The organism is Marinobacter shunpengi (assembly GCF_045449715.1).
In the GTDB taxonomy this organism is placed as follows: Bacteria; Pseudomonadota; Gammaproteobacteria; order Pseudomonadales; family Oleiphilaceae; genus Marinobacter.
The window spans coordinates 1-24,480 of record NZ_JBJJLA010000001.1 but is presented as its reverse complement, the minus strand read 5'-3'; the positions used below and the strand labels follow the sequence as shown (position 1 = coordinate 24,480).

Genomic DNA, 24,480 nt, shown 5'->3' with positions numbered 1-24,480 from the left:
AGCTGTTATGCGTTCTTTCAATATTCCCCGTTTTCCCCGCCTTGCCCTGTCGCTGGTGGTCACTGGTTCCATGCTGGCCAGTATCGCGGAGGCCCGCACCCTGACCTACGCCACCGGCTACGCCCCTCAGTCCATCGGCGCAGAAGCGGGCAACGTATTTGCTGAAGCCATGTCGGAATATTCTGATGGGGCCATTACGGTGAAGGTTTTTCCACAGTCGCTGTTGAGTTTCTCGGAGACGCCCTCCGGTGTGAGGGACGGCATGGCAGACACGGGTCTGGTTCTGACACCCTATTTCCCAGCGGAGTTTCCGAGCACAAATCTGGCGGCGGAAGTGTCCATGTTGCTGGAGCTGACGGATGCGCCGGCGGACACGGCGGGCCTGGCATACGCCGGTGCCATGTCCGAGTACCTGTTTAACCACTGCCCGGAGTGTGCCGATGAATTCGAGGCTCAGAATCAGGTATTTATCGGTGGCGGTGGCACATCGCCCTATATGCTGCTCTGCAATACCCCGGTACGGAACCTGGAAGAGCTTGAGGGCAAACGGGTACGGATCGGTGGAGCCCAGTGGTCCCGTTGGGCCGAAGATCTTGGCGCTTCCCCGGTATCGGTTCCACAACACGAAACCTACGAAGCACTCAGTCAGGGCGTGGTTGACTGCACCATCCATTCCGCGCCGGAACTGACCATCGTCAAGCTGATGGAGGTGGTATCGGACATCACCACCGGTGCCCCGGGCGGTGTGTTCGCAGGGGTGGGTAACACCGTCAACCAGGATGCCTGGGCCAGTCTGAGTGAGGACGAGCGCCGTGCCGTGCTTCACGCCTCCGCGGTGCTGTCCGCAGAACTGAGCTGGGGTTATGCCGAGGCGGCCAGGGACAACATGCAGACCGCCGAAGAGCTCGACCGGATTACCATCCACGACGCCAGCGATGCCATGAAGGAAAAGACCCGGGAATTCATCCGTCAGGATCTGGACAACATGGCCGCTACCTATGCCGAAAAATACGATGTCAACAATGGCGGTGACATGATTGAGACCTTCCGCCCGATCCTCGAGAAATGGGTTTCCCTGGTGGATGGCGTTGACAGCGGCGAAGCCCTGGCCGAGCTCTACTGGCGGGAAGTCTTCTCCAAAGTGGATGTGAGTCGCCATGGCCTGTGAAGTCCTGAAATCACAAGACCGTTGCGACAGGAGAGCCGAATCATGATTCTGCACCAACCTGAATGAAGGAGCTGCGCAACCTGTAAGGGCACTGACGGGCCGGGCGTCCTGCCTGGCCCGTCAGGGTTGTTACAGGCCGTACTCGTTCACATCCACTTTCGAGAACACCTCATCCCAGTAGAGCTGTTGCAGTTCCTCTCCGGTTTCCACGTCCTTCACCAGCTCCACCCAGCGAGTCATGCTTTCGCGGAACTCGCTGATCATCTCTTCGGAGCGTTCCAGGTCGTGGTTGTCCCGGTAGCGTTCCGCGATGGTGTCGATGTCCCCTTCGATGAATTCGCGGGTAGCGGCCTTGAGTCTATCCCCGGCTTCATGGACGGTGATGTCCTCCTTGTCTTCAATCAGCTGGCGGTTCTCCTCATGTTCCTTCACATACAGGCGGGCCAGCTCCGCCGCAATGGCCGCCGAGGCGTAGAGCATGGCCTCGCGGTTCTCCGCCGACAGGCTGTTCCAGGTGTCCTTGTTCATATGGGTGGCGATGCCGCCGAAGATGCCCCCGGGTACGCCCATGGTGACGTCGGTGGTGACCTCGATAAAGTTGAAGTTGGTCAGGTCCGGCAGGTTATGGGCGGTGCAGTCCAGCACACCCTGGCCCAGACCTTCGTAGACTTCGTTGACCGCCATGGACACCGGTGAGGCATCCATGGACTCCACCCACCGGGCCCACTGGGGGCCGCCAATGCGGATGCGCTTGCCTTCAATGTCATCCATGGTCACCACGGGGGTGTTGCAGATCAGGGTATAGGGGGTGCTGCCGGATATCCCCAGGAACACCTGGTTTTCATTGTTGTACTCTTCCAGACACTCCGGACAGTTGTTGAACACGTATTCGGAGATGGCGCCGCCAAAGGCGAAGGTGGCTTCCCGGGCGGTGGTGTCGTCCAGCTCCAGCAGCATGGTCATCTCGGTGAGCATGATGGTGGCGGGAAACTCGGTCTGGAAATAGGGCGTCAGCACCGAGCCGATATCCGCCATGCCATCCCGCAGGCCCGGCGGGGTTTCCATGAAACTCAGCAGTGACTGCATGTAGGCCTTGGTGTTGAGATCACCATCGCTGCGTTCCTCCAGGGCATCGGCAAACACCTCGATGCTCTTGGAGCCGATGGAGTTGGGCGTGGCGCCGGAGGCGAAGCTCAGTTCCCGGGCGTCAGCATTGCCCACCGCCATCATGGAGGTCAGGGCAGCGCCGGCTATAAAGCCGGCCAGGGGGTTCTTCAGGTAGGTCATGGGACACTCCCGTCATTGTTGTTGTCATGGGGTTTGGTGTGGTCTTGTTGTTGTTCAGCTCACCTTGCGGTCCCGGTCGGACCAGTGTTCCTCCCTGAGTTTGTACTTGAGCAGCTTGCCGGCTGGTGACAGCGGCAGTTCCTCGCGGATTTCCAGGCTGCGGGGGATCTTGTAGTTGGCAATCAGGGTCCGGCAATGGGCCATGACCTCGTCCAGGGTCAGGTCGGCGTCGTCATTCACCACCACCGTGGCGTGTACCCGCTCGCCCCAGTCGTCGTCCGGCACGCCGATTACCGCGCACTGGGCCACCTGGGGCATCTGCAGCAGGGCTTCCTCCACCTCGGCGGAGTAAACGTTCTCGCCACCGGTGACAATCATGTCCTTGATACGGTCCACCACGTAGACAAAACCATCCTCATCCATGTAGCCGGCGTCGCCGGTATGCATCCAGCCATTGCGCAGCGCCTGGGCGGTCTGCTCCGGCTTGTTCCAATAGCCCTGCATGACCACCGGCCCGCGGGCCACGATTTCCCCCCGGGTGCCGTGGGGTACCGGGTTGTCGTTCTCGTCCACGATGCGGATCTCCACCATGGGCAGGGGGCGTCCGGCGGACATCATTTTGCCGCTCTCAAAGCCTTCATTACCATGCCAGTCCTTGGTGAGGATGGTCACCGTTGGCGACAGCTCAGTCATGCCGTAGGCCTGCAGGAAACCGGCCTGGGGCATGGCCTGGCGGGCCTTGTTAAGCAGGGTGCTGTCCATGGGCGAGGCCCCGTACATCATATGTTGCAGGCCGCTGAGGTCGTAGTTGCCGAACTCCGGATGGGCCAGCACCATCCGCAGCATGGTGGGCACCAGGAAGGTCTCGATCACGCCCTCGTTCTGAATGGCTTCCAGCACCGCCTTCGGCTCGAACATGGGGATGATTACGTTGGTGCTGTGGCGTGTGACCCCCTGCAGGATCAGCCCGGTGCCGGCGACATGGAAGGTGGGTGCGGCATGCAGGGTCACCGAGCGCAGGGGCATGTTGGCCACCGCCTGGGAGCCCAGCGCGTTGCTGAACAGGTTCGTGTGGCTGAGCATTACCCCTTTGGGTTTGCCGGTGGTGCCGCCGGTGTACATGACCGCTGCCAGGTCATCGTTGCTGCGCAGGGCGTCTTCGGCTTCCTCGTGGTCGCGGATCAGGGCTTCTAAATTGTGGGTGCCGGCGGGTGTTTCCCCGTCGCCCGAGTAGATGACCGTGTTCAGGGATCTGGAGCCTTCAGTCAACGGTTTGACCATGGGACTGAAAGTGTCATCCACGATCAGGAAGGTGCTGTCGCAGTCGTCCAGGGAATAGATGATCTCCGCCGGGCTCCAGCGGATGTTCACCGGGTTGATCACGCCGCCAGCCCAGAAGGTGGCGTAGATGGCCTCGGCGTAGCGGTCCGAGTTCAGGCTCAGGATCGCCACCCGGTCGCCTTCCTTCAGGCCAAGCTGTCGCAGGCCTGCCGCCAGTCTCGCGATCCGGGATACGAATTCGCAATAACTGTGGCGGCGGCCCTGGAAGACCGTGGCGGTCTTGTCCGGGGCTTCAGTCAGGGCCTTGTGCAGGGGTTGGGTCAGGTACATTCGTCGGGTCTCCGTGACTTGTTGTTGTTCCGGATGTTGGTTGTTGATTAACCAGTCATGGTCAAGCTAGGTCACGAAGTCAGGGTCAGCTATCGTCGGAAACGACGAATTGTTTTCATTTGCGGTGGGGGATGTCGGAAAGGGACTGTCGGGGCGGGCAGGAGCCGCCATGGAACAGGCGGCTCCCGGTCTGGCAGTTACCGGCTGAATTCGTCGTTGCAGGCCTGTTGCAGGGCATCGTGGTACTCCCGGGCGAGGCGCTGGCACAGCTCGGCGGTGGCCGGCTCGTCCGAGATCGCGCCAACGCCGTGGCCAGCGGACCAGACATTCTTCCAGGCCTTGGCCTCGTTTTCCATGTCCAGGCCGCCGTGGGCTTCGTCGCTGTCCAGATCGAGACCGGCGGCTTCGATGCTGGGGCGGAGAAAGTTGGCATTCACGCCGGACACCTTGGGGGTGTAGACGATATCGGCGGCCCGGGTGTCCCGAACCATAGCCTTGTACTCCGGTTCCACCAGGGATTCCTTTGTGGCCAGGAAACGGGTACCCAGGTAGGCCAGGTCGGCACCCATGAGCCGGGCGGCGGCAACCTGGGCACCGGTGCTGATGGAGCCGGCCAGGATGATGGTGCCGTCGAATACCTGGCGGATTTCCTGCACCAGCGCGAAGGGGCTGATGGTGCCGGCATGGCCCCCGGCGCCCGCTGACACCGCGATAATGCCGTCAACGCCGGCTTCTGCGGCCTTTTCGGCGTGGCGGCGGTTGATCACATCGTGGAACACCAGGCCGCCATAGGAATGCACGGCCTTCACCACCTCCGGCACCGCGCCCAGGGAGGTGATCACCAATGGCACCTGATGCTTCACCACCTGTTCCAGGTCCGCCTCCAGCCGGGGGTTGGAGCGATGCACGATCAGGTTCACGCCATAGGGAGCGGCATCCTTGCCTTCAAGGCGGGCTTCGATGTCCTGCAGCCATTCCACAAAACCTTCCGTGGAGCGCTGGTTGAGGGCAGGAAAGGTGCCCACCACGCCGTTCAGGCAGGCTTCCACCACCAGATCCGGGCCGGAGGTGAGGAACATGGGGGCGGCAATGGCCGGAACCTTGAGCCGGCCCTCGAATGCGGAGGGAAGGGGCATGGCGTTAGTCTCCATCAGGTGGTCGGTATGTGTCGTCTGGAAGTGAAGCACGGTCTTCCATTTCCGTCATCCTGACAGGTGGGCGCGCCTTTCGATTCGTCCAATCTGACGATTCGGACGGTGTGCAACTCCGATAGGTTCATAACATTACCGCAGACAGGGTGACACCTATGGACTGGCAGAGGCACATTGACACCGAAAGGCTGGCGGACTGGATGGTCGGGCAGGGGCTTGGCCAGGGGGAAGTTGCCAACGCTCGCCTGCTGGGCGGCGGCACGCAAAACCTGCTGCTGAGGTTTGATTACAGCGGCCAGGACCTGGTCCTGCGGCGACCACCGCCGCACCTGCGCGCCAATTCCAATGACACTATGCGGCGGGAAATGCGCATGCTGGAGGCCCTTGCCGGTACCCATGTTCCCCACCCCCGGCTGGTAGCAGGCTGTCCTGACGAGGGCGTGCTGGGGGCGGCCTTCTATCTGATGGAGCCAGTTGAGGGCTTTGCGCCGGTCAATGGCTTGCCTTCCCTTCATTCCTCGGATACCACCGTCCGGCATCGCATGGGGTTGTCGTTGGTGGAGGGTATTACAGCACTGGGTGCGGTGGATTACCGGGCGGTGGGGCTGGAAGGCTTCGGTAAGCCGGACAATTACCTGCAGCGCCAGGTCCGCCGCTGGCAGCAGCAACTGCAGGGTTACGCTGACTTTCCCGGCTGGCCGGGGCCCCAGTCGATACCGGGTGTCGATACCATCGCGGGATGGCTGGACCGGAACCGGCCATCGTCCTTCGAGCCGGGCATTATCCACGGGGACTACCACATGGCTAACGTCATGGTCCGACCCGACAGCGGCGAACTGGCGGCTATTGTGGACTGGGAACTGACCACCATCGGCGACCCGCTGCTGGACCTGGGCTGGCTGCTGGCTACGTGGCCCGGCGAGACGGTCGATGAGGACACCATAGAGCATTTTCGGTTACAGCCCTGGGATGGCTTCCCCGACGCCGATGACCTGGTGGAACACTACCGCGCTCGCAGCCATCGGGATCTCTCCGCCATCGACTGGTACGCCGTACTGGCCTGCTACAAGCTGGGTATCATCCTGGAGGGCACCCACGCCCGGGCCTGTGCCGGTAAGGCTCCGAAGGCGATCGGGGATCAGTTGCATGCCAGCACGGTGGCGCTGTTTGAACGGGCGCTGGGGTGGGTGCGTTAAGCCGGCGGTAAATCGCTCAGGCCTGGCTGTGGGATGAAGGAATAGCGTAGGTAACCACCGCGTGCGCCACCGGCTTCTGCAGGTGGCCTTCCGAGTAGATGTTCACTTCCGTCAGTACCGAACGGCGCCCCAGGTGCAGCAGGGTGCCCCGGGCCAGCAGGGCCTTGCCGGATTCCGGTTTGCGCAGGAAGTTGATGTTCAGGTTGCTGGTGACCGCCAGGGGGACGATGCCGATATGGGCCAGCACTACCACATAGGCGGCGGTATCCGCCGTGGCCATCATGGTGGGGCCGGATACGGTGCCGCCGGGGCGCAGGTGTGACTCATCCACTGGCTGGCGCACCCAGGCTTCCTGCTCGTTCACCTGCTCCACGGTGATGGTGGCCTGGGGAAACTCGGTGCGCATGAACGACTGCAGTTCGTAAGCGGTTACCTGGATGGTCATGGCGTCGGGTCCTCGGTGTTGGCAATGGTGTCAGTTATTCGGGCCACCCTGGCCGGCCCTTTCCAGGGCTGCCTGCATGGCCGCTTCCAGGATCGGTAGCCGTTGGGCCGATTCGCTGATGGCCTGGATGTCCATGGGCTCGGCACGGGCAATCTCGCCCAGGGCCGACCAGGCATCGGCACTGTGCTGGCAGGCCTCGGCGGCTGCGGCAAAGTGCTGGTCGCCGGTAGCCTGGGCCACGTCCCGGCAGAATTCAGCTTCCAGGCGACGGAACAGACCGCCTCCGGTACCGGCCTTTTCCACGAAGACGGGCAGGCTTTTCAGTGCGGTGGGCAGTTCGTCCGGGTCAAAACGATAGGGCCAGGTAATGATGTCGTCCGCAAAGGCCTTGACGCCGTCCACGCCGCTGGCCACCTGGCTGCCGGCGGGCAGGCTGGTAACGTCGAACAGCAGGGCATCCTCCCCGCCCAGCACCCGGGCGGCGGAGGTGGCGGCATCCCGCGCGCAGGTCAGCAGGTCGGGCAGTTGCGCCGGGAAGCGCATCGGGTAGGAGGCAAACCGGTTGGGGCCCGGGAAGCCGTTGGAGCCATGGGCCCGGCGGAAGGCTTCCATGGGGATTTCCTGCACATCCTCCCGATCATTATCCACAATGAACACTGTTTTCCGGTCGTCATCGTAGCCAATGATCACCACATCATGGCGGGTGTTGGACAGCCGGACCCGCAGATAGGGCAATTCCGCAATATCGCACCAGACCATGACCGGTCGGCCCGCGTCGATTTCGTCTTTTACCCAGCGCCAGCCCTGGTCCGGGTCATCGGTCTGCTGGCGTCGGGTGTCGATGCCCAGTCGCTGGCAGAAATCCAGTTCCATATCCGCGTTCCGACCTACAAGGTAGATGGGAGGTGTGAGGCCGGGATAGCGGGTGTACATGAACGACAATCCGCCCCCAAGCCCGAATACCAGCCCTTCGCCGGGTCGCCCGTCACCGGGCAGGTTGTTCCAGCCGAGGTCGGCCCAGTGCATCAGATCCCGCAGGGCGCCGGAGCCGCAGTGGCCGCCCAGGCTGTGGGGATAGGGCTCAATCAGAACCCGGCTCATAATGTCGGACTCCCGATGAAATGGCGGGCTTTGCGGTTAACGCCGGTGCTGGCGTCAGGTCCTGAGTGGGGCATAGGGGCTATCCGTCGATCTTGTTGTTCTTCAGGATCACCTTAGCCGGGTGCCGGTCACCCGGCATCGTCCGATCCGACGATGCTGGCAGCGGTGGAGGCCGGTAATGTCGATGCATTATCAGGCCTTTACAGGCAGCAGCCAGGAGACAGAACAATGAACGATCTGGACTATTCCGGCAAGACCGTGCTGGTGGTGGGCGGCTCCAGCGGCATCGGTAACGGTATCGCCCAGGCTTTCCGCGCCCGGGGTGCGAAGGTGCATGTCTGGGGGACGCGGGCGTCGGCGGAAGATTATGATCCTGGCGAGGGCTCGGACCTGTCCGGTCTGCACTACAGCCAGGTCGATGTGGGCAACATCGATGCCATCGACGCCTGCCGGCCGTCGTTCGAGACGCTGGATGTGCTGATCCTGTGCCAGGGCGCGGTGATCTACAAGCGGGGTGAATTCGATCGGGAGGGCTGGGACCATGTCATGAACGTGAACCTGAACAGCCTGCGGGCCTGCGCCATGAAGTTCTATGACCAGCTTGCTGAAAGCCAGGGCTCGTTAATCATCGTCAGCTCCACGGCAGCGTTCCATTCCACCAAGGGTAACCCGGCCTACAACGCCTCCAAGGCGGGGGCCGTGGCACTGGTGCGAACCCTTGGCGAGGCCTGGGCACCGGAAGGGATCGCAGTTAACGGCATTGCGCCCGGGTTCGTCGCTACCAAGATGACGAAAGTGACCACTGAAAACCCGAAACGAAAACAGATGGCGGAGGCTGCCATCCCCGTTGGCCGCATGGGCCTGCCCTCGGAAATGGCCGGCCCCGCGCTGTTCCTGGCGTCGCCGCTGGCGTCCTACATGCGGGGCCAGACCCTGATTGTGGATGGTGGCCTCACCCTGTCATGAGTGCCTGAAGCCACCGGTCTGATGGCCGCAAGGCAAAAGGTTCAGGCGTTGCGGGCCATCAGTCCACCGTCCACCGGTATAACCGCGCCGGTGAGGTAGGACGAGGCTGGCAGGCACAGGCTGACCGTGACCTGGGCGACTTCTTCCGGTGTACCATACCGGCGCAGGGCGGTGCGTCGTCTGGCGAAAATCTGCTTGTGGTCCGGTTCGACGAAGGCGGTCATCGCCGTGTCGATGGGCCCCGGACAAATGCAGTTCACGGTAATGCCCACCGGACCCAGCTCCACCGCCAGGGCCCGGGTCAGTCCGGTGACACCCGCCTTCGCGGCGGCATAGGGGCTGTTTTCCGCGGTCGCCCCCAGCGCCTCGGTGGATGCGATATTCACGATTCGGGGGTGGGACGACTGTCGGAGATGTGGCAAGGCGGCCCGGACCAGTTGTTGCTGGGCCGTCAGCAGGACCGACAGGCAACGGTCCCACACGATGTCGTACTGGTCATCGTCAATGGCGGAAAAGCCCGCGATGCCGGCGTTATTGATCAGGATATCCAGGCCGCCGAAGGCCTCGGCCACGTCCCGGGTTACCTGGCGAATGGCCTCCGGGTCGCTCACATCGAGATGCCAGGCCCGGGCCTGATACCCTGCTCCGGTCAGCTCATCCGCCACGGATCGGGCGCCCTCCATGTCAAAGTCGGTAACGGCAACCTGCGCCCCCTCGGCGGCAAAAATGGCGGCTGTCGCCCGTCCCATGCCACTGGCGGCTCCGGTAACCAAAACGCGGCTGCCTTTAAGGGATCGGCTCAGTTCGGTGATTCCGGTCATGATTCAGGCCTCCTTATCCAGGCCGAACTTTGTCCGGGCGCGGCGAACCTGCTCCGATTTCAGGTAATCCGGGAACGGGCCCTGTGCTGGCTCCACGTCCTTCAGCACCTCACGGGCGACGGTGACCTTGTGCACCTCGGTGGGGCCGTCCCCCAGCCCGACGTGGAAGGAGTTGATGATCCACTCCGCGAAAGGCATGTCATGGGAAATGCCCAGGGATCCGTGGATCTGCAGGGCGCGGGAGGCGATGTTGTTGAGCACCCCGGGCATCACCGTCTTAACGGCGGCAATGTTTTTGCGGGTGGCCTTGTAATCCTGGCCCTGGTCCAGCAGCCAGGCGGTTTCCAGGATCAGCAGACGGAACTGGCGCAGCTCCACCCAGGAGTCGGCGATCTTCTCCTGCACCATCTGCTTTTTCGCCAGCTGTTCGCCCTTGGTAAAGCGTGACACCGCCCGCTCGCACATCATGTCGAAGGCGCGGGACGCCTGGGCCAGGGTGCGCATGGCGTGGTGCATGCGACCACCACCGAGACGCACCTGGGCCACCACGAAGGCATCCCCACGCTCTCCGAGCATGTTCTCGGCCGGCACCCGCACGTTGGTCCAGCGCAGGTGGGCATGGGTGTCCTGGGGTTCACCGTAGAACCCGTAGTTGCGGACAATCTCGATGCCTGGCGTATCTGCCGGCACGATAAACATGGACATGCGCCGGTAGGGCGGGGCCTCGGGATCCGTCACCGCCATGATGATAAAGAAGCTGGCGAAACGGGCGTTGGAGGCAAACCACTTCTCGCCATTGATCACCCACTCGTCACCGTCCTGGACCGCCGAGGCCTCCAGCACCAGCGGATCGGCGCCACCCTGGGGTTCGGTCATGGTGAAGCAGGAGACAATCTCGTTATCCAGCAGCGGGTCGAGGAAACGTCTCTTCTGCTCCGGGGTACCGTAATGGGCGAGAATTTCAGCATTGCCGGTATCCGGGGCCTGCGAGCCGAACACGATGGGGCCGAAGCGGGAGCGCCCGAACTGCTCGTTCATCAGCGCCAGCTTGAGCTGGCCATAGCCCTTGCCGCCCAGTTCCGGGCCCAGGTGGCAGGCCCACAGGCCACGGTCCTGGACCTGCTTCTGCAGGGGTCTCACCAGACGCTGGAATTCCGGGTCATGGATGTTCCACTGGCTGCCCAGTACATGGTCCAGCGGTTCCACTTCCTCCCGGACGAACTGGTCGATCCAGTCCAGTTCCCGCTGGAAGTCGGGGTCGGTCTCAAAGCTCCACATGGCGTGCCTCGCTGTCAGGATGGGCTCAGAATGTCGGGTCCCGCTTTTCCAGGAACGCCTGGACGCCCTCCTGGAAGGTGGGGCTGTCGATCAGTTCCTGCTGGCGCTCGGCCTCGTAGTCCAGCTGTTCCGCGAGGGTGGCACCATCGGCGCGGTCGAACGCTTCCCGCAGTTCCGGGGCCCCGTGATTGGGGCCGGCGGCCACCCGTCGTGCGGTGGTGAGGGCCTCTCCGGCAAGGTCGTCGTCCGCCACGCATTTCCAGATCAGGCCTTCGCGGACCGCATCTTCACCATAGAGTCGTTCCCCCAGCAGGCTGACGGCCATGGCCTTGGCCCGGCCGATCAGCCGGGGCAGGATCCAGGTGGCACCCAGGTCCGGCAGGATGCCCAGCTTGGGAATGAATGGGAACAGGAAGTAGGCGGACCTGCCGGCCACCACGATATCCGCCGCCAGGGCGATACTGGCGCCGGCGCCCGCGGCTGCGCCGTTAACGGCGGAGATCACCGGGAAGGGCAGGGCCCGCAGCTTCAGCGCCAGCGGGTTGGACAGTTCCTCCATCAGGTTCTTCACCTGGGTACCCAGGCTGGGGCCGTCGCTGTCGGGGCCCATGGAGCCCAGGTCCGCCCCGGAACAGAAGGCCTTGCCGGTGCCGGTGATAATCAGCGCCTTGATATCACCGTTGCCGGACAGCTCATCCAGGGCCGCCATGACTTCCTGCTGAAGCGGTACCGACATGGCGTTCATGGTTTTGGGCTGGTCCAGGGTGAGGGTGGCGATGCCGTCCTCGATGGCCAGGTGAATGCGTTCGTAGCTCATGGCCGGTCTCCTGTCAGTTGCCCGCCGGGAAGGCGTCGTAGAAGCTGCCGCCGTTCTCAGCCAGCTTGCGGATGGTGGCGGTGGGTTCGTACTGGGTGCCCAGGTGGCGGTATTGCTCACACTGGTCCAGGATGGCCTTGGCACCCAGGCTGTCGGCGTAGCGCATGGCACCGCCCTTTTCCCGGGGGAAGCCGATGCCCATCAGCAGGGCGGTGTCCAGTTCCTCGGCGGAGTTGACCACCTTGTCCTCCAGGCAGTGCACGGCTTCGGTGATCATCGCCAGCATCATGCGTTGCTGGATCTCCTCGACGCTGATGTCCTTCGGGCCGTTGGGCTGGATGGTACGGATCAGCTCATGGGCCTCCGGGCTGGAGTGCTTCTGGGGCCGGCCGCTGTCATCCGGGGTGTACTCATAGAAGCCCTTGCCGTTCTTCTGGCCGAGCCGGTCCTTCGACTTCATCAGCCGGAAGGCGTCGTTTTCGATATGGGGCATGCGCTCCGGGTAGCCGGCGGAGATCACGTCGGACACATGGCTGCCTGTGTCGATACCAATAACGTCCTCCAGGTAGGCCGGGCCCATGGGCCAGCCGAAGGCTTCCATGGACTTGTCCACGTGCTCGAAGTCGGCACCTTCCTCCACCAGTTGCAGGAAGGCCCGGGTATAGGCGGTGAGGATGCGGTTGACGAGGAAGCCGGGGCAGTCCTGAACCACGATCGGCGTCTTGCCCATTTTCAGGGCCCAGGTGACGGCGGTGGATACCGACTCGTCGGAGGTGCGGGAGCCCTGGATGATCTCCACCAGCGGCATCACCGGCACCGGATTGAAGAAGTGCATGCCCACGAAGCGCTCCGGGTGCTTCATGTGCTGGCTGATGTCGTCGATGCGCAGGCTGGAGGTGTTGGACGCGATCAGGGTGTCGTCGCGGACTGCGGTTTCCACCTCATCCAGCACCTTGTGCTTGAGGCCGAGGTTCTCCACCACGGCTTCGATCACGCCGTCCACCCTGTCGAAGCCCTGGTATTCCAGGGTGGGAACGATGGTGGCAAGTACTTCCTCAGCCTGCGCCTGGGTCAGCTTTTCCTTCTTCACCAACCGGTTGACCTGACTGGTGGCCGTCTTCATACCCAGGTCGAGCTGTTCCTGGGCGATATCCTTCATGATGACCGACACGCCATGGGCGGCGCTGGTGATGGTGATGCCGCCGCCCATAATGCCGGCGCCCAGTACCGCGGCCTGATTGACCGGGCGGGCCTTGTCACCGTGTTCCTTGAAAACCTGCTTGAGTTCGGCGGAAAGTCCGGACACGTGTCTGCCTCCTGTTCTATCTGAATAGCGGTATGAATATTGGTGAGAGAAATAGCGTGGCAGCGCCCCGCTGTCGTCGTCCGAACCGACGAAGCGGGGCACTGGGTCAGCGGGCTCAGATACCCCGGAAGGTGGTGAAATCCTCCAGCGCCGCCCGACGGGTGCGGAGCTGATTAACCGGGTCATCCTCGTCCATGTAGCCGATGGACATGCCGGTAAACAGCATAAGGTCCTCCGGCGGTTCGAGGAATTCCTTCAGGGTCTGGTGATACAGGCTCCAGCATTCCTGGGCGCAGGAGTCCAGGCCTTCCTCCCGTAGCAGCAGCATCACCGTCTGCAGGTACATGCCCAGGTCCGACCACTGGGGCGGGCCCATCTGCCGGTCTACATAGCAGAACAGGGCCAGGGGCGCATTGAAGAACTGGTAGTTGCGGGCAAACCAGCCCATACGGGCGGCCTTGTCGTCCCGGGGGATGCCCAGTAGTCCGTACATGTCCTCCCCCACCTGGAAACGGTAGTCCCGGTAGGGGGATTTCAGCTTGGTTGGATAGACACTGTACTCGGGCCCCTCACCGGTGGGGGCTTCCTTCACCCGGGTGGCCATGATTTCCTTGAAGGACCTCAGCTCGCTACCGCCGACCACGTAAAGCTGCCAGGGTTGAAGGTTGCCGCCGGACGGGGAACGGGCGGCTTTCTCCAGCACCCGGCGGATAACGGTGCCGTCCACGGGCTGGTCGGTAAAGCCGCGTGTGGACATGCGGGTGTCGACGGCCTCTGAAACGGTTGTGGCCTTGTCTCTCATGGCGGGGCTCCCTGATGGACTGGTTCTTGTATCTTGTAAGAGATGAAAGTTTTGATGGTGCTATCGTGGCTTTCGGCGGGTCACTTGGCAATCGTCGCTTACGACGAAGTAGGTTGCGAAATCTGACAGGAAAATGGATCCTGAAAGGATCAACTCCAGCAGGACATTCATCGCAATATGACGACAGATACGCAACCCGGTGCCGTTTTCCGCGGCACCCTGACCCCCCGATATACCGACCAGGACACCTGGCGCCACGTGAATAATTCCCGCGCCTACCAGTTGCATATCGAAGCCCGGATGCAGGCGCTGGTCCATCGTTTCGGCCCCGATGCCTGGTTCTCCGATGCCGAGCGGCTGCGACCGTTGCGGGCCATCACCCAGTTTCGGGAGATGAGCTTCTACGGCAACGACATCGGGTTCGAGGTGGAAGTGCTCGGTTGTGACCGGGACACTGTGCAGTTGCGCACCCAACTGCACCAGAACGATCAGCTGGTGGGCATTCAGGATGTCTGGCTGGGGGCTTTCCTCAACCATGAACGGGTGGCCCTGCCGGACGACCTCTTCAGCGGCTTCCGATCGGGGGTGGATGCCGCCCCCGCCGCCCTTCCGGACGAGGGCTACAGCCAGTACGCCGACGATTTCTCCCGGTTCCCGGTACAGCGGGAACTGACGCCCCGTTACGCGGACCTGGACGCCGACAGCCAGCGCAGCGAAGCGGCCATTGCCCGGTACATGGAGCAGGCCCGTTTCGGCACCCTGCGCGAGGTGGATCTGGGGGGCAAGGGTTTGCTGATTGCTGCCCTGGACGTCACCTTCGGCCACTATCGACCCAGCTCCACGCCCGTCAACCTGGTGACCGGTGTGAGCCACATTGGCAACACCTCCTTCCATCTGACCGGCGGCGCCGAGAGCCGTCACGGGGTCCACGCCATCGCCAACAGCGTGATGGTCATCGTTGACCTGTCCACCAACCGTCCGACGCCGATCACCGACGAGATCCGGCAGCAACTGGAGCGCCTGTCGCTCTGAACCGACCTGTTCCGGCGTTGGCCGGCAAGGTTCCCTGACAAGCCCGGCGCAGCCCGGGCTTTTTGGTGTCAGCCCCTTCTGCCTCCACCCAAAAGATCGTCGTCAGTTCGTCGGTTTCGACGATGGGACCGCCGGATTGGCCTGCCTACACTGTGCGATACATACAGACAGCTCTGTCATCAGAACAACAACACCGGAGAGCACACCCATGGCACATCCCAGACAACCGCGATCGCTGGCCGTACTGTCGGTCTCCCTGCTTACCATGGCCCTGGTGGCCGGCCAGGCCCAGGCCCGGACCCTCAGCTATGCCTCGGTCTATCCCGCCGGATCGGAAGCCGACAAGGCGGTCAACGCCTGGGCCGACAAGCTGGAAGAGTATTCCGATGGCGACCTGACCGCCAAGATCTACGCCATGTCGTTGCTGAGCGCGTCGGAAGTGTCCGGCGGTGTCCGTGACGGTCTGGCTGACGCTGGCTATCTGCTAACGGCGTACTTCCCGGCGGAGTATCCCCATATCAACCTGCTCAACGAGTCCGCCATGCAGGTAAACCTGTATGACAAGGACCGCCTCAACGGCCTGGGAACCTACGCCTTCCAGGGGGCGATCACCGAATTTATCTTCTTCAACTGTCCGGAATGCCTGCAGGAACTGGAAGCCCAGAACCACGTGTACACCGGCAATGTCGCCAGCAGCGGTTATGGCATGGTGTGTAACGAACCGGTGGTGACGCCGGGGGATATGGAAGGCCTGCGCATGCGGGTGGCCGGGTCGCACTGGTCCCGCTGGGTATCCGGATTCGGCGGATCGTCGGTATCCATGACCATCAGCGAGATCCGTGAAGGGCTCAGCCAGGGTGTGCTGGACTGCACCATTTCATCGCTGCCGGAAATCACCAACCTGAACCTGACCGAAGTGGTCTCCGATGTGACGGTGGACCTGCCGGGCGGTATCTACGCCGGTTCCAGTGGTGCCAGTGTCAACCGGGACGTCTGGCAGTCCCTGTCCGAGGACCAGCGGCGGGTCATGCTGCGGGCGGGTGCCTACCTGACCGCCAGCACCCCCTGGCGTTATGAGACCACCCAGGAACAAGCGCTGGATGCCGTCCGCGAGCAGGGCGGCAATGTCCACACCGCATCGGAGGAATTCCACGAGGCTACGGCGGCCTTTGTGGAAAAGGATATGGATACCATCGTCGAGTATTACCAGGAGCGTTATGGCATCGAACGTGGCGAGGAGATCATGACGGAGTTCTCCCAGGTGCTCGACAAGTGGGTTGACCTGGTGCAGGGCGTGGAAACGGTGGATGACCTGGCCCAGGTCTACTACGACGAGATCTTCGCCAAGGTCGATGTGTCCAGCCACGGGCTCTGAAGCCAGGCAGCTATACCGTATTGACCGGGCCCTCTGGGGGCCCGGATTATCGAATGACCAATGTGATCCGGGGGAACCATGTCAGGTCCACTCACTGGCAAGCGAATTGTTGAAATGGTCGGCCTTGGTCCGGCGCCCTTCTGCGGCATGATGCTGGCGGACATGGGGGCGGAGGTTATCCGGGTAGACCGCCCGGGTGCCGGCAGGGACGGTGCCTGGAAGTACGATATCCTCTCCCGAAACCGAACGACGGTCTGTCTTGACCTGAAAAAGCCGGAAGGAGTGGAGGCGGTACTGGCGCTGGTGGAAAACGCCGATGCGCTGATCGAGGGCTTCCGCCCCGGCGTGATGGAGAAGATGGGCCTGGGGCCGGAAGCATGCCAGGCCCGGAACCCGGCGCTGGTTTATGGTCGTATGACCGGCTGGGGGCAGCATGGCCCGCTGGCCCACGCTGCGGGCCATGACATGAACTACATCGCCATCAGCGGCGCTTTGCATGCCATTGGCCGTGCCGACGAACCGCCGGTTGTACCCCTGAACCTGGTAGGCGACTTCGGCGGTGGCGGCATGCTGCTGACCGTGGGCGTGCTCGCCGCCATGCTGGAAGCAGCGGATTCCGGACAGGGACAGGTGGTGGACGCCGCCATGACCGATGGCGCTGCGCTGCTGTCGTCGATGATGTACGGATTCAAGGCCGCCGGTCAGTGGAGTAACAACCGGGGCGAGAACATGCTCGACGGCGGCGCTCATTTCTATGATGTCTACACCTGTGCCGACGGCCGCTACGTGGCCGTCGGTGCCATCGAACCCAAGTTCTACGCCGAGCTGCTGGAACGCTGTGGCCTGGAGCAGGACGCCTTCGAGCCCCAGATGGACCCCCGCCGCTGGCCCATGCTCAAACTGAAGCTGGCGGATGTATTCCGTACCCGCACCCGGGACGAGTGGTGTGAGATCCTGGAGGGCACCGATGCCTGCTTCGCACCGGTGCTGGACTGGGACGAGGCGCCACTGCATCCCCATAACCGGGCCCGCAAGACCTTCGTGGAGGCGGGCGGCTATACCCAGCCGGCACCGGCGCCCCGTTTCAGCCGAACGCCTTCGGATTCGCCGGCGGCGCCCACGGCCCCGGTGGAAGACGCCACCGGCGTACTCTCCGACTGGGGGCTGCCGGACGACCTGATCCGCTCCCTGTGACCTGATTCATTAACCGAGGACTGCATTATGTCGATTGATCTCACCCCACGCTGGCAGGACGAAGAGCTGTCCATGTTCCGCGACAGCGTTGGCCGCTTCCTGGAGGCCGAAGTGGCCCCCCACGACGAGGAGGCCCGCAAGCAGGGCAACGTGGGCCACGCCATGTGGCGCAAGGTGGGCGAGATGGGCCTGCTGTGTACCGATATCCCTGAGCAGTACGGCGGTGCCGGCGGGGACTTCCGCCATGAGGCGGTGGTGGCCGAGGAAATGGGCAAGCGTGGCCTCACAGGCCTGAACCATTCCGTTCATAGCATCGTCGCGCACTATTTCCTCAACCATGGTACCGACGAGCAGAAGGAAAAGTACCTGCCCCGCATGGCCAGGGGAGAGCTGGTAGGGGCCATCGCCATGACCGAGCCTGGCACCGGCTCTGACCTGCAGGGCGTACGCACCCATGCGAAAAAAGACGGCGATCACTATGTGATCAATGGCTCCAAGACCTTTATCTCCAACGGTTACCTGGCGGGCGTGGTGCTGGTGGTGGTGAAGACCGACACCAGTCAGGGCGCCAAGGGTATGTCCATCATGATCGTGGATACCGAGGATCAGCCCGGCTACAAGGTGGGTCGTGTACTGGACAAGATCGGCCTCAAGGCCCAGGACACCTCGGAGCTGTTCTTCGAGGATGTGCGGGTACACGAGCGCCAGTTGCTCGGCGGCGTCGAGGGCCGGGGTTTCTTCCAGCTGATGGGGGATCTGCCCTACGAGCGCCTGTTTATCGGCGTGGGCGCCATGGCCGCGATGGAAGGCGCCTATAACGCCACCCTGGACTATGTCCGGGAGCGTACGGCCTTCGGCCAGCCCATTGCCGAGTTCCAGAACACCAAGTTCAAGCTGGCGGAGATCGCCACCACCCTCAAGGTGGGGCGGGCCTTTGTCGATGAGTGTGTCGAGGACATGCTGGCCGGTAAGCTGGATACCAACAAGGCCTCCATGGCCAAGCTCTGGGGCAGCGAGAACCAGTGCCGGGTGATTGATGAATGCCTGCAACTGTTTGGTGGCTACGGCTACATGAATGAGTATCTGATTGGGCGGATGTATACCGATGCCCGTATTCAGCGGATCTACGGTGGTACCAACGAGATCATGAAAGAGGTGATTTCCCGGTCTCTCTAGTGATTGGGGGCTGGCTTTGGTGCGGGTACCCTTTCTCCGCTGCAATTCACGGCTCGTCCATGAGCCGACCTTGCACCGCGCCATCCATGGCGCTGCTACGAAAGGGTACCCACACCAAATCCGTCAAACTGTAGTGCGGGCCTCCAATCGCTCAGGAATCTTTCCACGAAGGTAATATAAAGAGCACCTTAGCTCGTTATGGACGGGTACGTGCGCCCGTGAGGTTTGCCGGAGGGGGGGGCCGGAGCAGCGACAGGACGTCGCGGTGCAAGGTCGGTCCAGGGATGGACCGTGAATTGCAGCGGAGGAAATGCCCCCCACCATGCCTCCAGACTCCGAAGCCAAAACTATCTCCGAGAGAAACGCTCAGACAATCCCCAACCGCCGGGCAATAGCGACAGCCTGCGTCCGGCTGCTGGCATTCAGCTTGGAATTGATGTTTCGCAGGTGGGTACGAACGGTGCTGTCGGACACAAACAGCTTCTCCGCCATGGCACTGTTGGAGTAGCCCTCCGAGAGTAGCCTCAGCACGCGGATCTCCTTGCGGGTGAGGGGGTCGAGCAGGGTGTTCTCCGGTTCCGGGCTGGCTGCCTGTTCCAGCAGGCCGGGGCCGAAGGCGTCCAGCAGCGACTGCACGTAGCCCGACAGGATCGGGTCGCTGCGCTCGTTGCTTTCCTTCTGGTTCTGGGCGAACAGTTGCACCAGGGTGCCGGCGGCCAGGCCCTCGTCCACGATCAGTCGCAGGTAGCCCTCCGACGACGCTACGTGCAGTACCTCTCCCAGCTGTTCCAGGGCCTCCCGCAGCCGGGTGCCCCGGTGCAGGGCGATGGCCTTGAGTAGCTTCAGCTTCAGCGCCCTCCGGTAGCGGTGCTCGTCGTTGGCGGTGGCCAGTTCCTTTTCCAGTGCCGGCAGGGCGCGGTCGGCGTTGCCGGTGGCGATATCGAGCCGGATTTCCGCCAGTTCCAGGTATTCCAGGTCATTGGCGGGCAGCCGCAGGGTCTGGACCCATTGCCACAGGTCGCGGTCACCGGCCCGTTCCAGTTCCTGGCGGGCGGCATCGTGGCGACTCTGTAACAGCAGCAGCCGGGAGCGTTCCAGCCGGGTGGTGGCGACCACCCGGGGCAGGGTGCGGATATGGCCCAGGTGTTCCAGTTCCGTCAGGATACGGAAGGCCTGGTCGATCTCGCCCTTGGTGAAGGCGATCCGTGCCAGCATGATATCGCTCAGCAGCATATGGTCCGGCAGGCCCACATCCCTGGCCAGGGGGCCGTAGACATGCAGCAGCCTCGCCGCCAGGTCCAACTGGTTCTGCTCATAGATGGCGCCGGCGTGGAGCACCCCGGCCCAGGCGTTGCCGTTGGCCTGGCTGAAGGAGGACGCCTGTCGGGTGGCGCCCACCGCCAGGCGGAAGCGGGCGGCGGCCTGGCGCTGGCGGCCCTCCTGCATGTCGATAATGCCTTCCACGGTCTCCGAGTACATCACATTGAAGGAACTGGAATGGGTACCCTGGGCATCCCGGGCGCCGTCCAGCAGTTGCCGCCCCTTGTTGTAAAGACCCATCACCGAATAGCTGTTGGCCATGGAGTTGATCAGGGCCATGTCCGCAAATGGCTGGCAGGTGGGCAGTTCCGGCAGCCCCCGTTCACCAACCTCGATGGCCTCCTCCTGACGGTCCGACATGGACAGGGTCAGGGGACGAATGGCCATGACATGGGGGCGGATCGCCGGGTTGTCGGACTCCTCCAGCCGGGTTTCCTCCAGCATCTCGATGGCTTCCGTGGGGCCACGGGTAAAGCACAGGGCCCAGACCCAGGTCATCTGCAGTTCCTCGTCCTGCTGCAGGTGCTCCGGCGGGATGGTACTGAACCAGCGGGAGAGCAGGCGCATGCGCCCCTGGGACAACAGGTGGGCGGCGTGAGTGCGCAGCAGTGCCAGGGCCCGTTGATAGTCGCCCCCTTCCAGGGCGTGGTCAATGGCGGGCACGGGCCGCTGTTCCTGCTCGTACCACTGCGACGCGGCCTGGTGCAGTCGGGGGATCTCTTCCGGGTGTTCGGCCTTGAGTTGGGCCTTGAGGAATTCGGCGAACAGGCTGTGATAGCGGTAGGTGTTCTCGTCGCTATCCAGCGGTGTCAGGAAGGTGTGGGTGCTGGCCAGGTGGCACAGCATGGATTCGGCATCGGTGTCCGGCAGCAGCGCCTGGCAGATGGAGGCGTTCAGGTGCCGCAGGATGCTGGTGCGCAGCAGGAAACGGCGTACCGCCTCCGATTGCAGGGCCAGCACGTCATGGGCCAGGTAATCGGAGATGGTCTGGTTGGCGCCGGAGAAACGCTCGATAAAGGTCTCCGGCGATTCGTGCCCCTCCAGGGCCAGGGACGCCAGCCACAGGCCGGTGACCCAGCCCTCGGTACGGTCATGGATGCGCAGCAGGTCTTCCTGGGTCAGGGCCAGTTGCCGGCGGGCGATCAGGAAATCGGTGGTCTCTTCCATGGAGAAGCGCAGTTGCCGGGCGTCGATCTCCAGCAGCTGGCCCCGGGCCCGCAGACGTCCAAGCCCCAGTTCCGGCAGGTTGCGGGTGCCGATGATGAACTGGCCCCGGCGGGGCAGGTGTTCGACGATTTCGCGGATCAGGCCCAGCACCGCGGAGTCCTGTACCCGTTCAAAGTCGTCCAGGAACAGGGCGAAGGCGGACTGGTGCTCAGACAGCCGTGCCACGATATCAAGGGCGGCATCGCCGGTGGAGGTGAACGGGCGCTCCCCGGTGGTGTTCTGGTCCTTGCCGTCTTCGGTCAGCCGGGACACCGCCGCATTCAGGTACCACAGGAAACGGGAGACGTCGTTGTCGGCGTCGTCGAGGGTCAGCCAGGCGGTGACCAGCCCCTGGTCCTCCATGCGTGTCATGCACTGGCTCATGGCAGTGGTCTTGCCGAAACCCGCCGGCGCACGGACCAGCACCAGGCGGGCGGCGGAGGCGGACAGCATCCGGTCAACCACACCGGCGCGGGGCACCTGCGCCGCACGGGAGGTGGGCGGGTTGAGTTTGCTGGTCATCAGCACGCGTGAGGGGGTGGCAGATGACATCGATGCTTATCCTTGTTATTGATTATCGTAACTTTTTTGTGGCTGGCCTGCAGGCTTGCAAGTGCTCCAGTCTAAGCCGGTTTTCAAATCAGCCGCAAGCCCGGGCAATTCGTCGGATACGACGATGGCACCCTCACCGGGGCTCCCCTAACCTGTGATCAGATTGCTCTGGCCGGTGCCCCCGGGTGCGGCCGGCGTCGCTTTTTGACCCTGAACCAGAGACAACTAACCCTGAACCAGAAATAACACAAGGGCAGACCCTATGAAGCTTGATTCATCCATCAGCGCGGTGGTTACCGGCGGCGCCTCCGGTATCGGCGAGGCAACAGCCCGTCGCCTGGCGGCATCCGGCGTCAAGGTGGCAATCCTGGATTTCAATGAAGAACGCGGAGAAGCCGTGGCCGCCGAGCTTGGGGGCGTTTTCTGCAAGGTGGACGTTACCTCCGAGGACGCCGTGGATGCGGCCCTTGAAAAGGCCCGCGCTGCCATCGGCCAGGAGCGTATCCTGGTCAATTGTGCCGGTACCGGTAACGCCCACAAGACTGCCAGCCGCGCGAAACAGACCGGTGAGATCAAGCACTTTCCGCTGTCGGAGTTCGAGAAGATTATCCAGATCAACCTGATCGGCAGCTTCCGCTGTGCCGCCAAGTCCGCCGCCGGCATGTTGTCCCTGGACGGCCTGCAGGACGGGGAGCGCGGTGTGATCGTCAATATCTCCTCGGTGGCCGCCCAGGACGGCCAGATGGGGCAGGCCGCCTACGCCGCGTCCAAGGCCGGGGTGGTGGGCATGACCCTGCCCATGGCCCGTGACCTGATGGGTGAGGGCGTGCGGGTGAATACCATTATGCCGGGGCTGATCAATACACCACTGATGAATGGGTTGCCCGATAACGTCAAGGAAGCCCTGGCGGCATCCGTGCCCTTCCCCAAGCGTCTGGGCGATCCTGAAGAGATTGCCCTGCTGGTGGAGCAGATGGTGATCAACGGCTACTTCAACGGCGAAAGCGTGCGACTGGATGGTGCCATCCGCATGGCGCCCCGTTAACCGGATATCGTCGCTTGCGACGACGCGGGCATAGCGTGTTCACGCAAGAATGTCAGGCATTCGTTAGCACATCATCCCGAACCGGGCGGTGGGATGATCATCGAACAACCTTCGCCGCTGGGCGGCAATGAGGAAGAGAGACATGGCAGAAGCGTATATCGTAGCAGCAACCCGTACCGCCGGTGGCCGCCGGGGCGGCAGATTGTCCGGCTGGCACGCCACCGACCTGGCGGCGGCAGTCCTGAACGATGTGGTGGACAAGGCCAAGGCCGACCCCAACCTGATCGATGACGTGATCATGGGGTGTGTCAGCCAGATCGGCGAGCAGTCCACCAACGTGGCCCGCAACGCGGTGTTGGCGTCGAAACTGCCGGAATCGGTTCCCGGCACCTCCATCGACCGCCAGTGTGGCAGCTCCCAGCAGGCGATTCACTTTGCGGCCCAGGCGGTGATGTCCGGCTTCCAGGACGTGGTTATCGCCTCCGGTGTGGAGAGCATGAGCCGCACCCCCATGTTCTCGCCCATGGCCCTGGCCCAGAAAGCGGGCATTGCCGAGCACTACATGGGGCCGAACATCCAGCGGCGTTACCCGGACATCGAGTTCAGCCAGTTCATGGGCGCTGAAATGATCGCCAAGAAGTATGGCCAGTCCCGGGAAGACCTTCATGAGTTCGCCCTCAAGAGCCACCAGCGGGCCATTGCCGCCACCGAGGCGGGCCGTTTCGACAAGGAGATCCTGCCACTGCAATCACGACTGCAGGACGGTGGACCCCAGGACGAAATGCACACCGTGGACGAGGGCATCCGCTTCGACGCCACCCTGGAGGGTATCGCCGGTGTGAAGCCACTACAGGAAGGCGGGTTCATCAACGCGGCGGTGGCCAGCCAGATCTGCGACGGCGCCACTGCGGTGATGGTGGTCAGCGAGAAGGGCCTGAAGAAACTGGGCGTGGAGCCCCTGGCCCGTATCCACCATATGAGCGTGATCGGCCACGATCCGGTGATCATGCTGGAGGCACCGATCCCCGCCACCCAGCAGGCACTGAAGAAGTCCGGCCTGAACATCAACGACATCGACCTGTTCGAGGTCAACGAAGCCTTCGCGCCAGTACCGCTGGCCTGGCTGGATGTCACCGGTGCCGATCCGGACCGCCTCAACGTCAATGGCGGTGCCATCGCCCTGGGGCACCCGCTGGGCGCGTCCGGCACCAAGCTGATGACCACCCTGGTCCATGCCCTCCATGACCGGGGCGGACGTTACGGCCTGCAGACCATGTGTGAGGGCGGCGGCATGGCCAACGTGACCATTATCGAAAGGCTCTGACACCGGCGCGGGTGGCCCGCTGACGGTCACCCGCTCCACCTCCGCACATCGGTAACAATAATAATCAGCGAGGGTGCACCATGTACGCCATTGGTCGATTCCTGTCGAACGTGACCAACCTGATCTCCATTGTTGGTGGCCTGGCCATCGCCCTGATGATGTTCCACATCAGCTTCGATGTGGCCGGACGCTACTTCTTCAATACGCCCATCCCGGGCACCATCACCATTGTTTCCTACTACTACATGTCCATTGCGGCCTTTATCCCCCTGGCCTTCGCCGAGCAGAAGGATGCCCACATCTCCGT

The 24,480-nt window shown here is 63.0% G+C and carries 21 protein-coding genes; 10 read left to right on the top strand and 11 right to left on the bottom strand.

The window, feature by feature from the left end; genetic code table 11:
• Positions 1 to 7: 7 nt before the first annotated feature.
• The gene (locus ACJO3T_RS00105) at positions 8 to 1,168 is read left to right on the top strand and encodes a C4-dicarboxylate TRAP transporter substrate-binding protein (RefSeq protein ID WP_406960690.1); all 1,161 of its coding nucleotides are present in this window, start codon (positions 8 to 10) and stop codon (positions 1,166 to 1,168) included.
• A 129-nt stretch (positions 1,169 to 1,297) separates the two neighbouring features.
• On the opposite strand, the gene ACJO3T_RS00100 is transcribed toward ACJO3T_RS00105, so the two are convergent.
• From ACJO3T_RS00100 to ACJO3T_RS00090, 3 genes are all read right to left on the bottom strand, one after another.
• Complete coding sequence (locus tag ACJO3T_RS00100) at positions 1,298 to 2,455, bottom strand: C4-dicarboxylate TRAP transporter substrate-binding protein (RefSeq protein ID WP_406960688.1); 1,158 nt, start codon at positions 2,453 to 2,455, stop codon at positions 1,298 to 1,300.
• Between the two features lie 54 nt (positions 2,456 to 2,509).
• Positions 2,510 to 4,066 carry a long-chain-fatty-acid--CoA ligase gene (locus tag ACJO3T_RS00095; RefSeq protein WP_406977470.1) on the bottom strand — a complete coding sequence of 519 codons (1,557 nt, stop codon included), beginning with the start codon at positions 4,064 to 4,066 and terminating at the stop codon, positions 2,510 to 2,512.
• 197 nt (positions 4,067 to 4,263) lie between these two features.
• Positions 4,264 to 5,202, bottom strand: coding sequence for an NAD(P)H-dependent flavin oxidoreductase (locus tag ACJO3T_RS00090; protein ID WP_406960685.1), 939 nt, complete (start codon positions 5,200 to 5,202; stop codon positions 4,264 to 4,266).
• 170 nt (positions 5,203 to 5,372) lie between these two features.
• Between ACJO3T_RS00090 and ACJO3T_RS00085 the strand changes: the two genes are divergently transcribed.
• The gene (locus ACJO3T_RS00085) at positions 5,373 to 6,413 is read left to right on the top strand and encodes a phosphotransferase family protein (protein ID WP_406977469.1); all 1,041 of its coding nucleotides are present in this window, start codon (positions 5,373 to 5,375) and stop codon (positions 6,411 to 6,413) included.
• A gap of 16 nt (positions 6,414 to 6,429) precedes the next feature.
• Here the strand turns inward: ACJO3T_RS00085 and ACJO3T_RS00080 are convergent, their stop codons facing one another.
• Positions 6,430 to 6,858, bottom strand: a complete 429-nt coding sequence (locus ACJO3T_RS00080) for a PaaI family thioesterase (RefSeq protein ID WP_406977468.1) — start codon at positions 6,856 to 6,858, stop codon at positions 6,430 to 6,432.
• 30 nt (positions 6,859 to 6,888) lie between these two features.
• On the bottom strand, positions 6,889 to 7,959 hold the full coding sequence (locus ACJO3T_RS00075; RefSeq protein WP_406977467.1) for a BtrH N-terminal domain-containing protein: 1,071 nt from the start codon (positions 7,957 to 7,959) through the stop codon (positions 6,889 to 6,891).
• 228 nt (positions 7,960 to 8,187) lie between these two features.
• Here ACJO3T_RS00075 and ACJO3T_RS00070 point away from each other — a divergent pair, with 228 nt between their 5' ends.
• Complete coding sequence (locus tag ACJO3T_RS00070; RefSeq protein WP_406977466.1) at positions 8,188 to 8,925, top strand: SDR family NAD(P)-dependent oxidoreductase; 738 nt, start codon at positions 8,188 to 8,190, stop codon at positions 8,923 to 8,925.
• Between the two features lie 41 nt (positions 8,926 to 8,966).
• Here the strand turns inward: ACJO3T_RS00070 and ACJO3T_RS00065 are convergent, their stop codons facing one another.
• From ACJO3T_RS00065 to ACJO3T_RS00045, 5 genes are all read right to left on the bottom strand, one after another.
• On the bottom strand, positions 8,967 to 9,746 hold the full coding sequence (locus ACJO3T_RS00065; RefSeq protein WP_406960675.1) for an SDR family NAD(P)-dependent oxidoreductase: 780 nt from the start codon (positions 9,744 to 9,746) through the stop codon (positions 8,967 to 8,969).
• A gap of 3 nt (positions 9,747 to 9,749) precedes the next feature.
• Complete coding sequence (locus tag ACJO3T_RS00060) at positions 9,750 to 11,024, bottom strand: acyl-CoA dehydrogenase family protein (RefSeq protein WP_406977465.1); 1,275 nt, start codon at positions 11,022 to 11,024, stop codon at positions 9,750 to 9,752.
• Positions 11,025 to 11,049: 25 nt separating this feature from the next.
• Entirely contained in the window at positions 11,050 to 11,841 is a 792-nt protein-coding gene (locus tag ACJO3T_RS00055; protein WP_406977464.1) for an enoyl-CoA hydratase-related protein, read from the bottom strand.
• Between the two features lie 13 nt (positions 11,842 to 11,854).
• Positions 11,855 to 13,147 carry a 3-hydroxyacyl-CoA dehydrogenase NAD-binding domain-containing protein gene (locus ACJO3T_RS00050; protein WP_406977463.1) on the bottom strand — a complete coding sequence of 431 codons (1,293 nt, stop codon included), beginning with the start codon at positions 13,145 to 13,147 and terminating at the stop codon, positions 11,855 to 11,857.
• 115 nt (positions 13,148 to 13,262) lie between these two features.
• Positions 13,263 to 13,949, bottom strand: a complete 687-nt coding sequence (locus ACJO3T_RS00045) for a nitroreductase (RefSeq protein WP_406977462.1) — start codon at positions 13,947 to 13,949, stop codon at positions 13,263 to 13,265.
• A 177-nt stretch (positions 13,950 to 14,126) separates the two neighbouring features.
• On the opposite strand from ACJO3T_RS00045, the gene ACJO3T_RS00040 reads away from it, so the two are divergent.
• The 4 genes from ACJO3T_RS00040 to ACJO3T_RS00025 all read left to right on the top strand — a co-directional run bounded on the left by ACJO3T_RS00040 (position 14,127) and on the right by ACJO3T_RS00025 (position 18,726).
• Complete coding sequence (locus ACJO3T_RS00040) at positions 14,127 to 14,981, top strand: thioesterase family protein (RefSeq protein WP_406977461.1); 855 nt, start codon at positions 14,127 to 14,129, stop codon at positions 14,979 to 14,981.
• Positions 14,982 to 15,189: 208 nt separating this feature from the next.
• Positions 15,190 to 16,356: a C4-dicarboxylate TRAP transporter substrate-binding protein gene (locus tag ACJO3T_RS00035; RefSeq protein ID WP_406977460.1), complete on the top strand. Its 1,167-nt coding sequence runs from the start codon at positions 15,190 to 15,192 to the stop codon at positions 16,354 to 16,356.
• Positions 16,357 to 16,434: 78 nt separating this feature from the next.
• Positions 16,435 to 17,550 (top strand): CaiB/BaiF CoA transferase family protein, encoded by a 1,116-nt coding sequence (locus ACJO3T_RS00030; RefSeq protein ID WP_406960661.1) that lies wholly within the window; start codon positions 16,435 to 16,437, stop codon positions 17,548 to 17,550.
• 27 nt (positions 17,551 to 17,577) lie between these two features.
• Entirely contained in the window at positions 17,578 to 18,726 is a 1,149-nt protein-coding gene (locus tag ACJO3T_RS00025) for an acyl-CoA dehydrogenase family protein (RefSeq protein ID WP_406960659.1), read from the top strand.
• A 366-nt stretch (positions 18,727 to 19,092) separates the two neighbouring features.
• Here the strand turns inward: ACJO3T_RS00025 and ACJO3T_RS00020 are convergent, their stop codons facing one another.
• Positions 19,093 to 21,804, bottom strand: a complete 2,712-nt coding sequence (locus ACJO3T_RS00020) for a winged helix-turn-helix domain-containing protein (protein ID WP_406977459.1) — start codon at positions 21,802 to 21,804, stop codon at positions 19,093 to 19,095.
• A 262-nt stretch (positions 21,805 to 22,066) separates the two neighbouring features.
• On the opposite strand from ACJO3T_RS00020, the gene ACJO3T_RS00015 reads away from it, so the two are divergent.
• The 3 genes from ACJO3T_RS00015 to ACJO3T_RS00005 form a co-directional block, all read left to right on the top strand.
• On the top strand, positions 22,067 to 22,849 hold the full coding sequence (locus ACJO3T_RS00015; protein ID WP_406960657.1) for an SDR family NAD(P)-dependent oxidoreductase: 783 nt from the start codon (positions 22,067 to 22,069) through the stop codon (positions 22,847 to 22,849).
• A gap of 142 nt (positions 22,850 to 22,991) precedes the next feature.
• On the top strand, positions 22,992 to 24,173 hold the full coding sequence (locus ACJO3T_RS00010) for an acetyl-CoA C-acetyltransferase (protein ID WP_406977458.1): 1,182 nt from the start codon (positions 22,992 to 22,994) through the stop codon (positions 24,171 to 24,173).
• An 80-nt stretch (positions 24,174 to 24,253) separates the two neighbouring features.
• A partial coding sequence (locus tag ACJO3T_RS00005) for a TRAP transporter small permease subunit (protein ID WP_406977457.1) occupies positions 24,254 to 24,480 on the top strand: 227 nt, incomplete at its 3' end.

What these genes read in the sequence shown, in the direction of transcription:
- ACJO3T_RS00010 (WP_406977458.1), top strand. Translation starts at nt 22,992, where the DNA reads ATGGCAGAAGCGTATATCGTAGCAGCAACCCGTACCGCCGGTGGCCGC.
- ACJO3T_RS00070 (WP_406977466.1), top strand. Translation starts at nt 8,188, where the DNA reads ATGAACGATCTGGACTATTCCGGCAAGACCGTGCTGGTGGTGGGCGGC.
- ACJO3T_RS00030 (WP_406960661.1), top strand. Translation starts at nt 16,435, where the DNA reads ATGTCAGGTCCACTCACTGGCAAGCGAATTGTTGAAATGGTCGGCCTT.
- ACJO3T_RS00065 (WP_406960675.1), bottom strand. Translation starts at nt 9,746, where the DNA reads ATGACCGGAATCACCGAACTGAGCCGATCCCTTAAAGGCAGCCGCGTT.
- ACJO3T_RS00090 (WP_406960685.1), bottom strand. Translation starts at nt 5,202, where the DNA reads ATGCCCCTTCCCTCCGCATTCGAGGGCCGGCTCAAGGTTCCGGCCATT.
- ACJO3T_RS00080 (WP_406977468.1), bottom strand. Translation starts at nt 6,858, where the DNA reads ATGACCATCCAGGTAACCGCTTACGAACTGCAGTCGTTCATGCGCACC.
- ACJO3T_RS00075 (WP_406977467.1), bottom strand. Translation starts at nt 7,959, where the DNA reads ATGAGCCGGGTTCTGATTGAGCCCTATCCCCACAGCCTGGGCGGCCAC.
- ACJO3T_RS00015 (WP_406960657.1), top strand. Translation starts at nt 22,067, where the DNA reads ATGAAGCTTGATTCATCCATCAGCGCGGTGGTTACCGGCGGCGCCTCC.
- ACJO3T_RS00025 (WP_406960659.1), top strand. Translation starts at nt 17,578, where the DNA reads ATGTCGATTGATCTCACCCCACGCTGGCAGGACGAAGAGCTGTCCATG.
- ACJO3T_RS00045 (WP_406977462.1), bottom strand. Translation starts at nt 13,949, where the DNA reads ATGAGAGACAAGGCCACAACCGTTTCAGAGGCCGTCGACACCCGCATG.
- ACJO3T_RS00105 (WP_406960690.1), top strand. Translation starts at nt 8, where the DNA reads ATGCGTTCTTTCAATATTCCCCGTTTTCCCCGCCTTGCCCTGTCGCTG.
- ACJO3T_RS00095 (WP_406977470.1), bottom strand. Translation starts at nt 4,066, where the DNA reads ATGTACCTGACCCAACCCCTGCACAAGGCCCTGACTGAAGCCCCGGAC.
- ACJO3T_RS00100 (WP_406960688.1), bottom strand. Translation starts at nt 2,455, where the DNA reads ATGACCTACCTGAAGAACCCCCTGGCCGGCTTTATAGCCGGCGCTGCC.
- ACJO3T_RS00060 (WP_406977465.1), bottom strand. Translation starts at nt 11,024, where the DNA reads ATGTGGAGCTTTGAGACCGACCCCGACTTCCAGCGGGAACTGGACTGG.
- ACJO3T_RS00085 (WP_406977469.1), top strand. Translation starts at nt 5,373, where the DNA reads ATGGACTGGCAGAGGCACATTGACACCGAAAGGCTGGCGGACTGGATG.
- ACJO3T_RS00020 (WP_406977459.1), bottom strand. Translation starts at nt 21,804, where the DNA reads ATGTCATCTGCCACCCCCTCACGCGTGCTGATGACCAGCAAACTCAAC.
- ACJO3T_RS00035 (WP_406977460.1), top strand. Translation starts at nt 15,190, where the DNA reads ATGGCACATCCCAGACAACCGCGATCGCTGGCCGTACTGTCGGTCTCC.
- ACJO3T_RS00055 (WP_406977464.1), bottom strand. Translation starts at nt 11,841, where the DNA reads ATGAGCTACGAACGCATTCACCTGGCCATCGAGGACGGCATCGCCACC.
- ACJO3T_RS00040 (WP_406977461.1), top strand. Translation starts at nt 14,127, where the DNA reads ATGACGACAGATACGCAACCCGGTGCCGTTTTCCGCGGCACCCTGACC.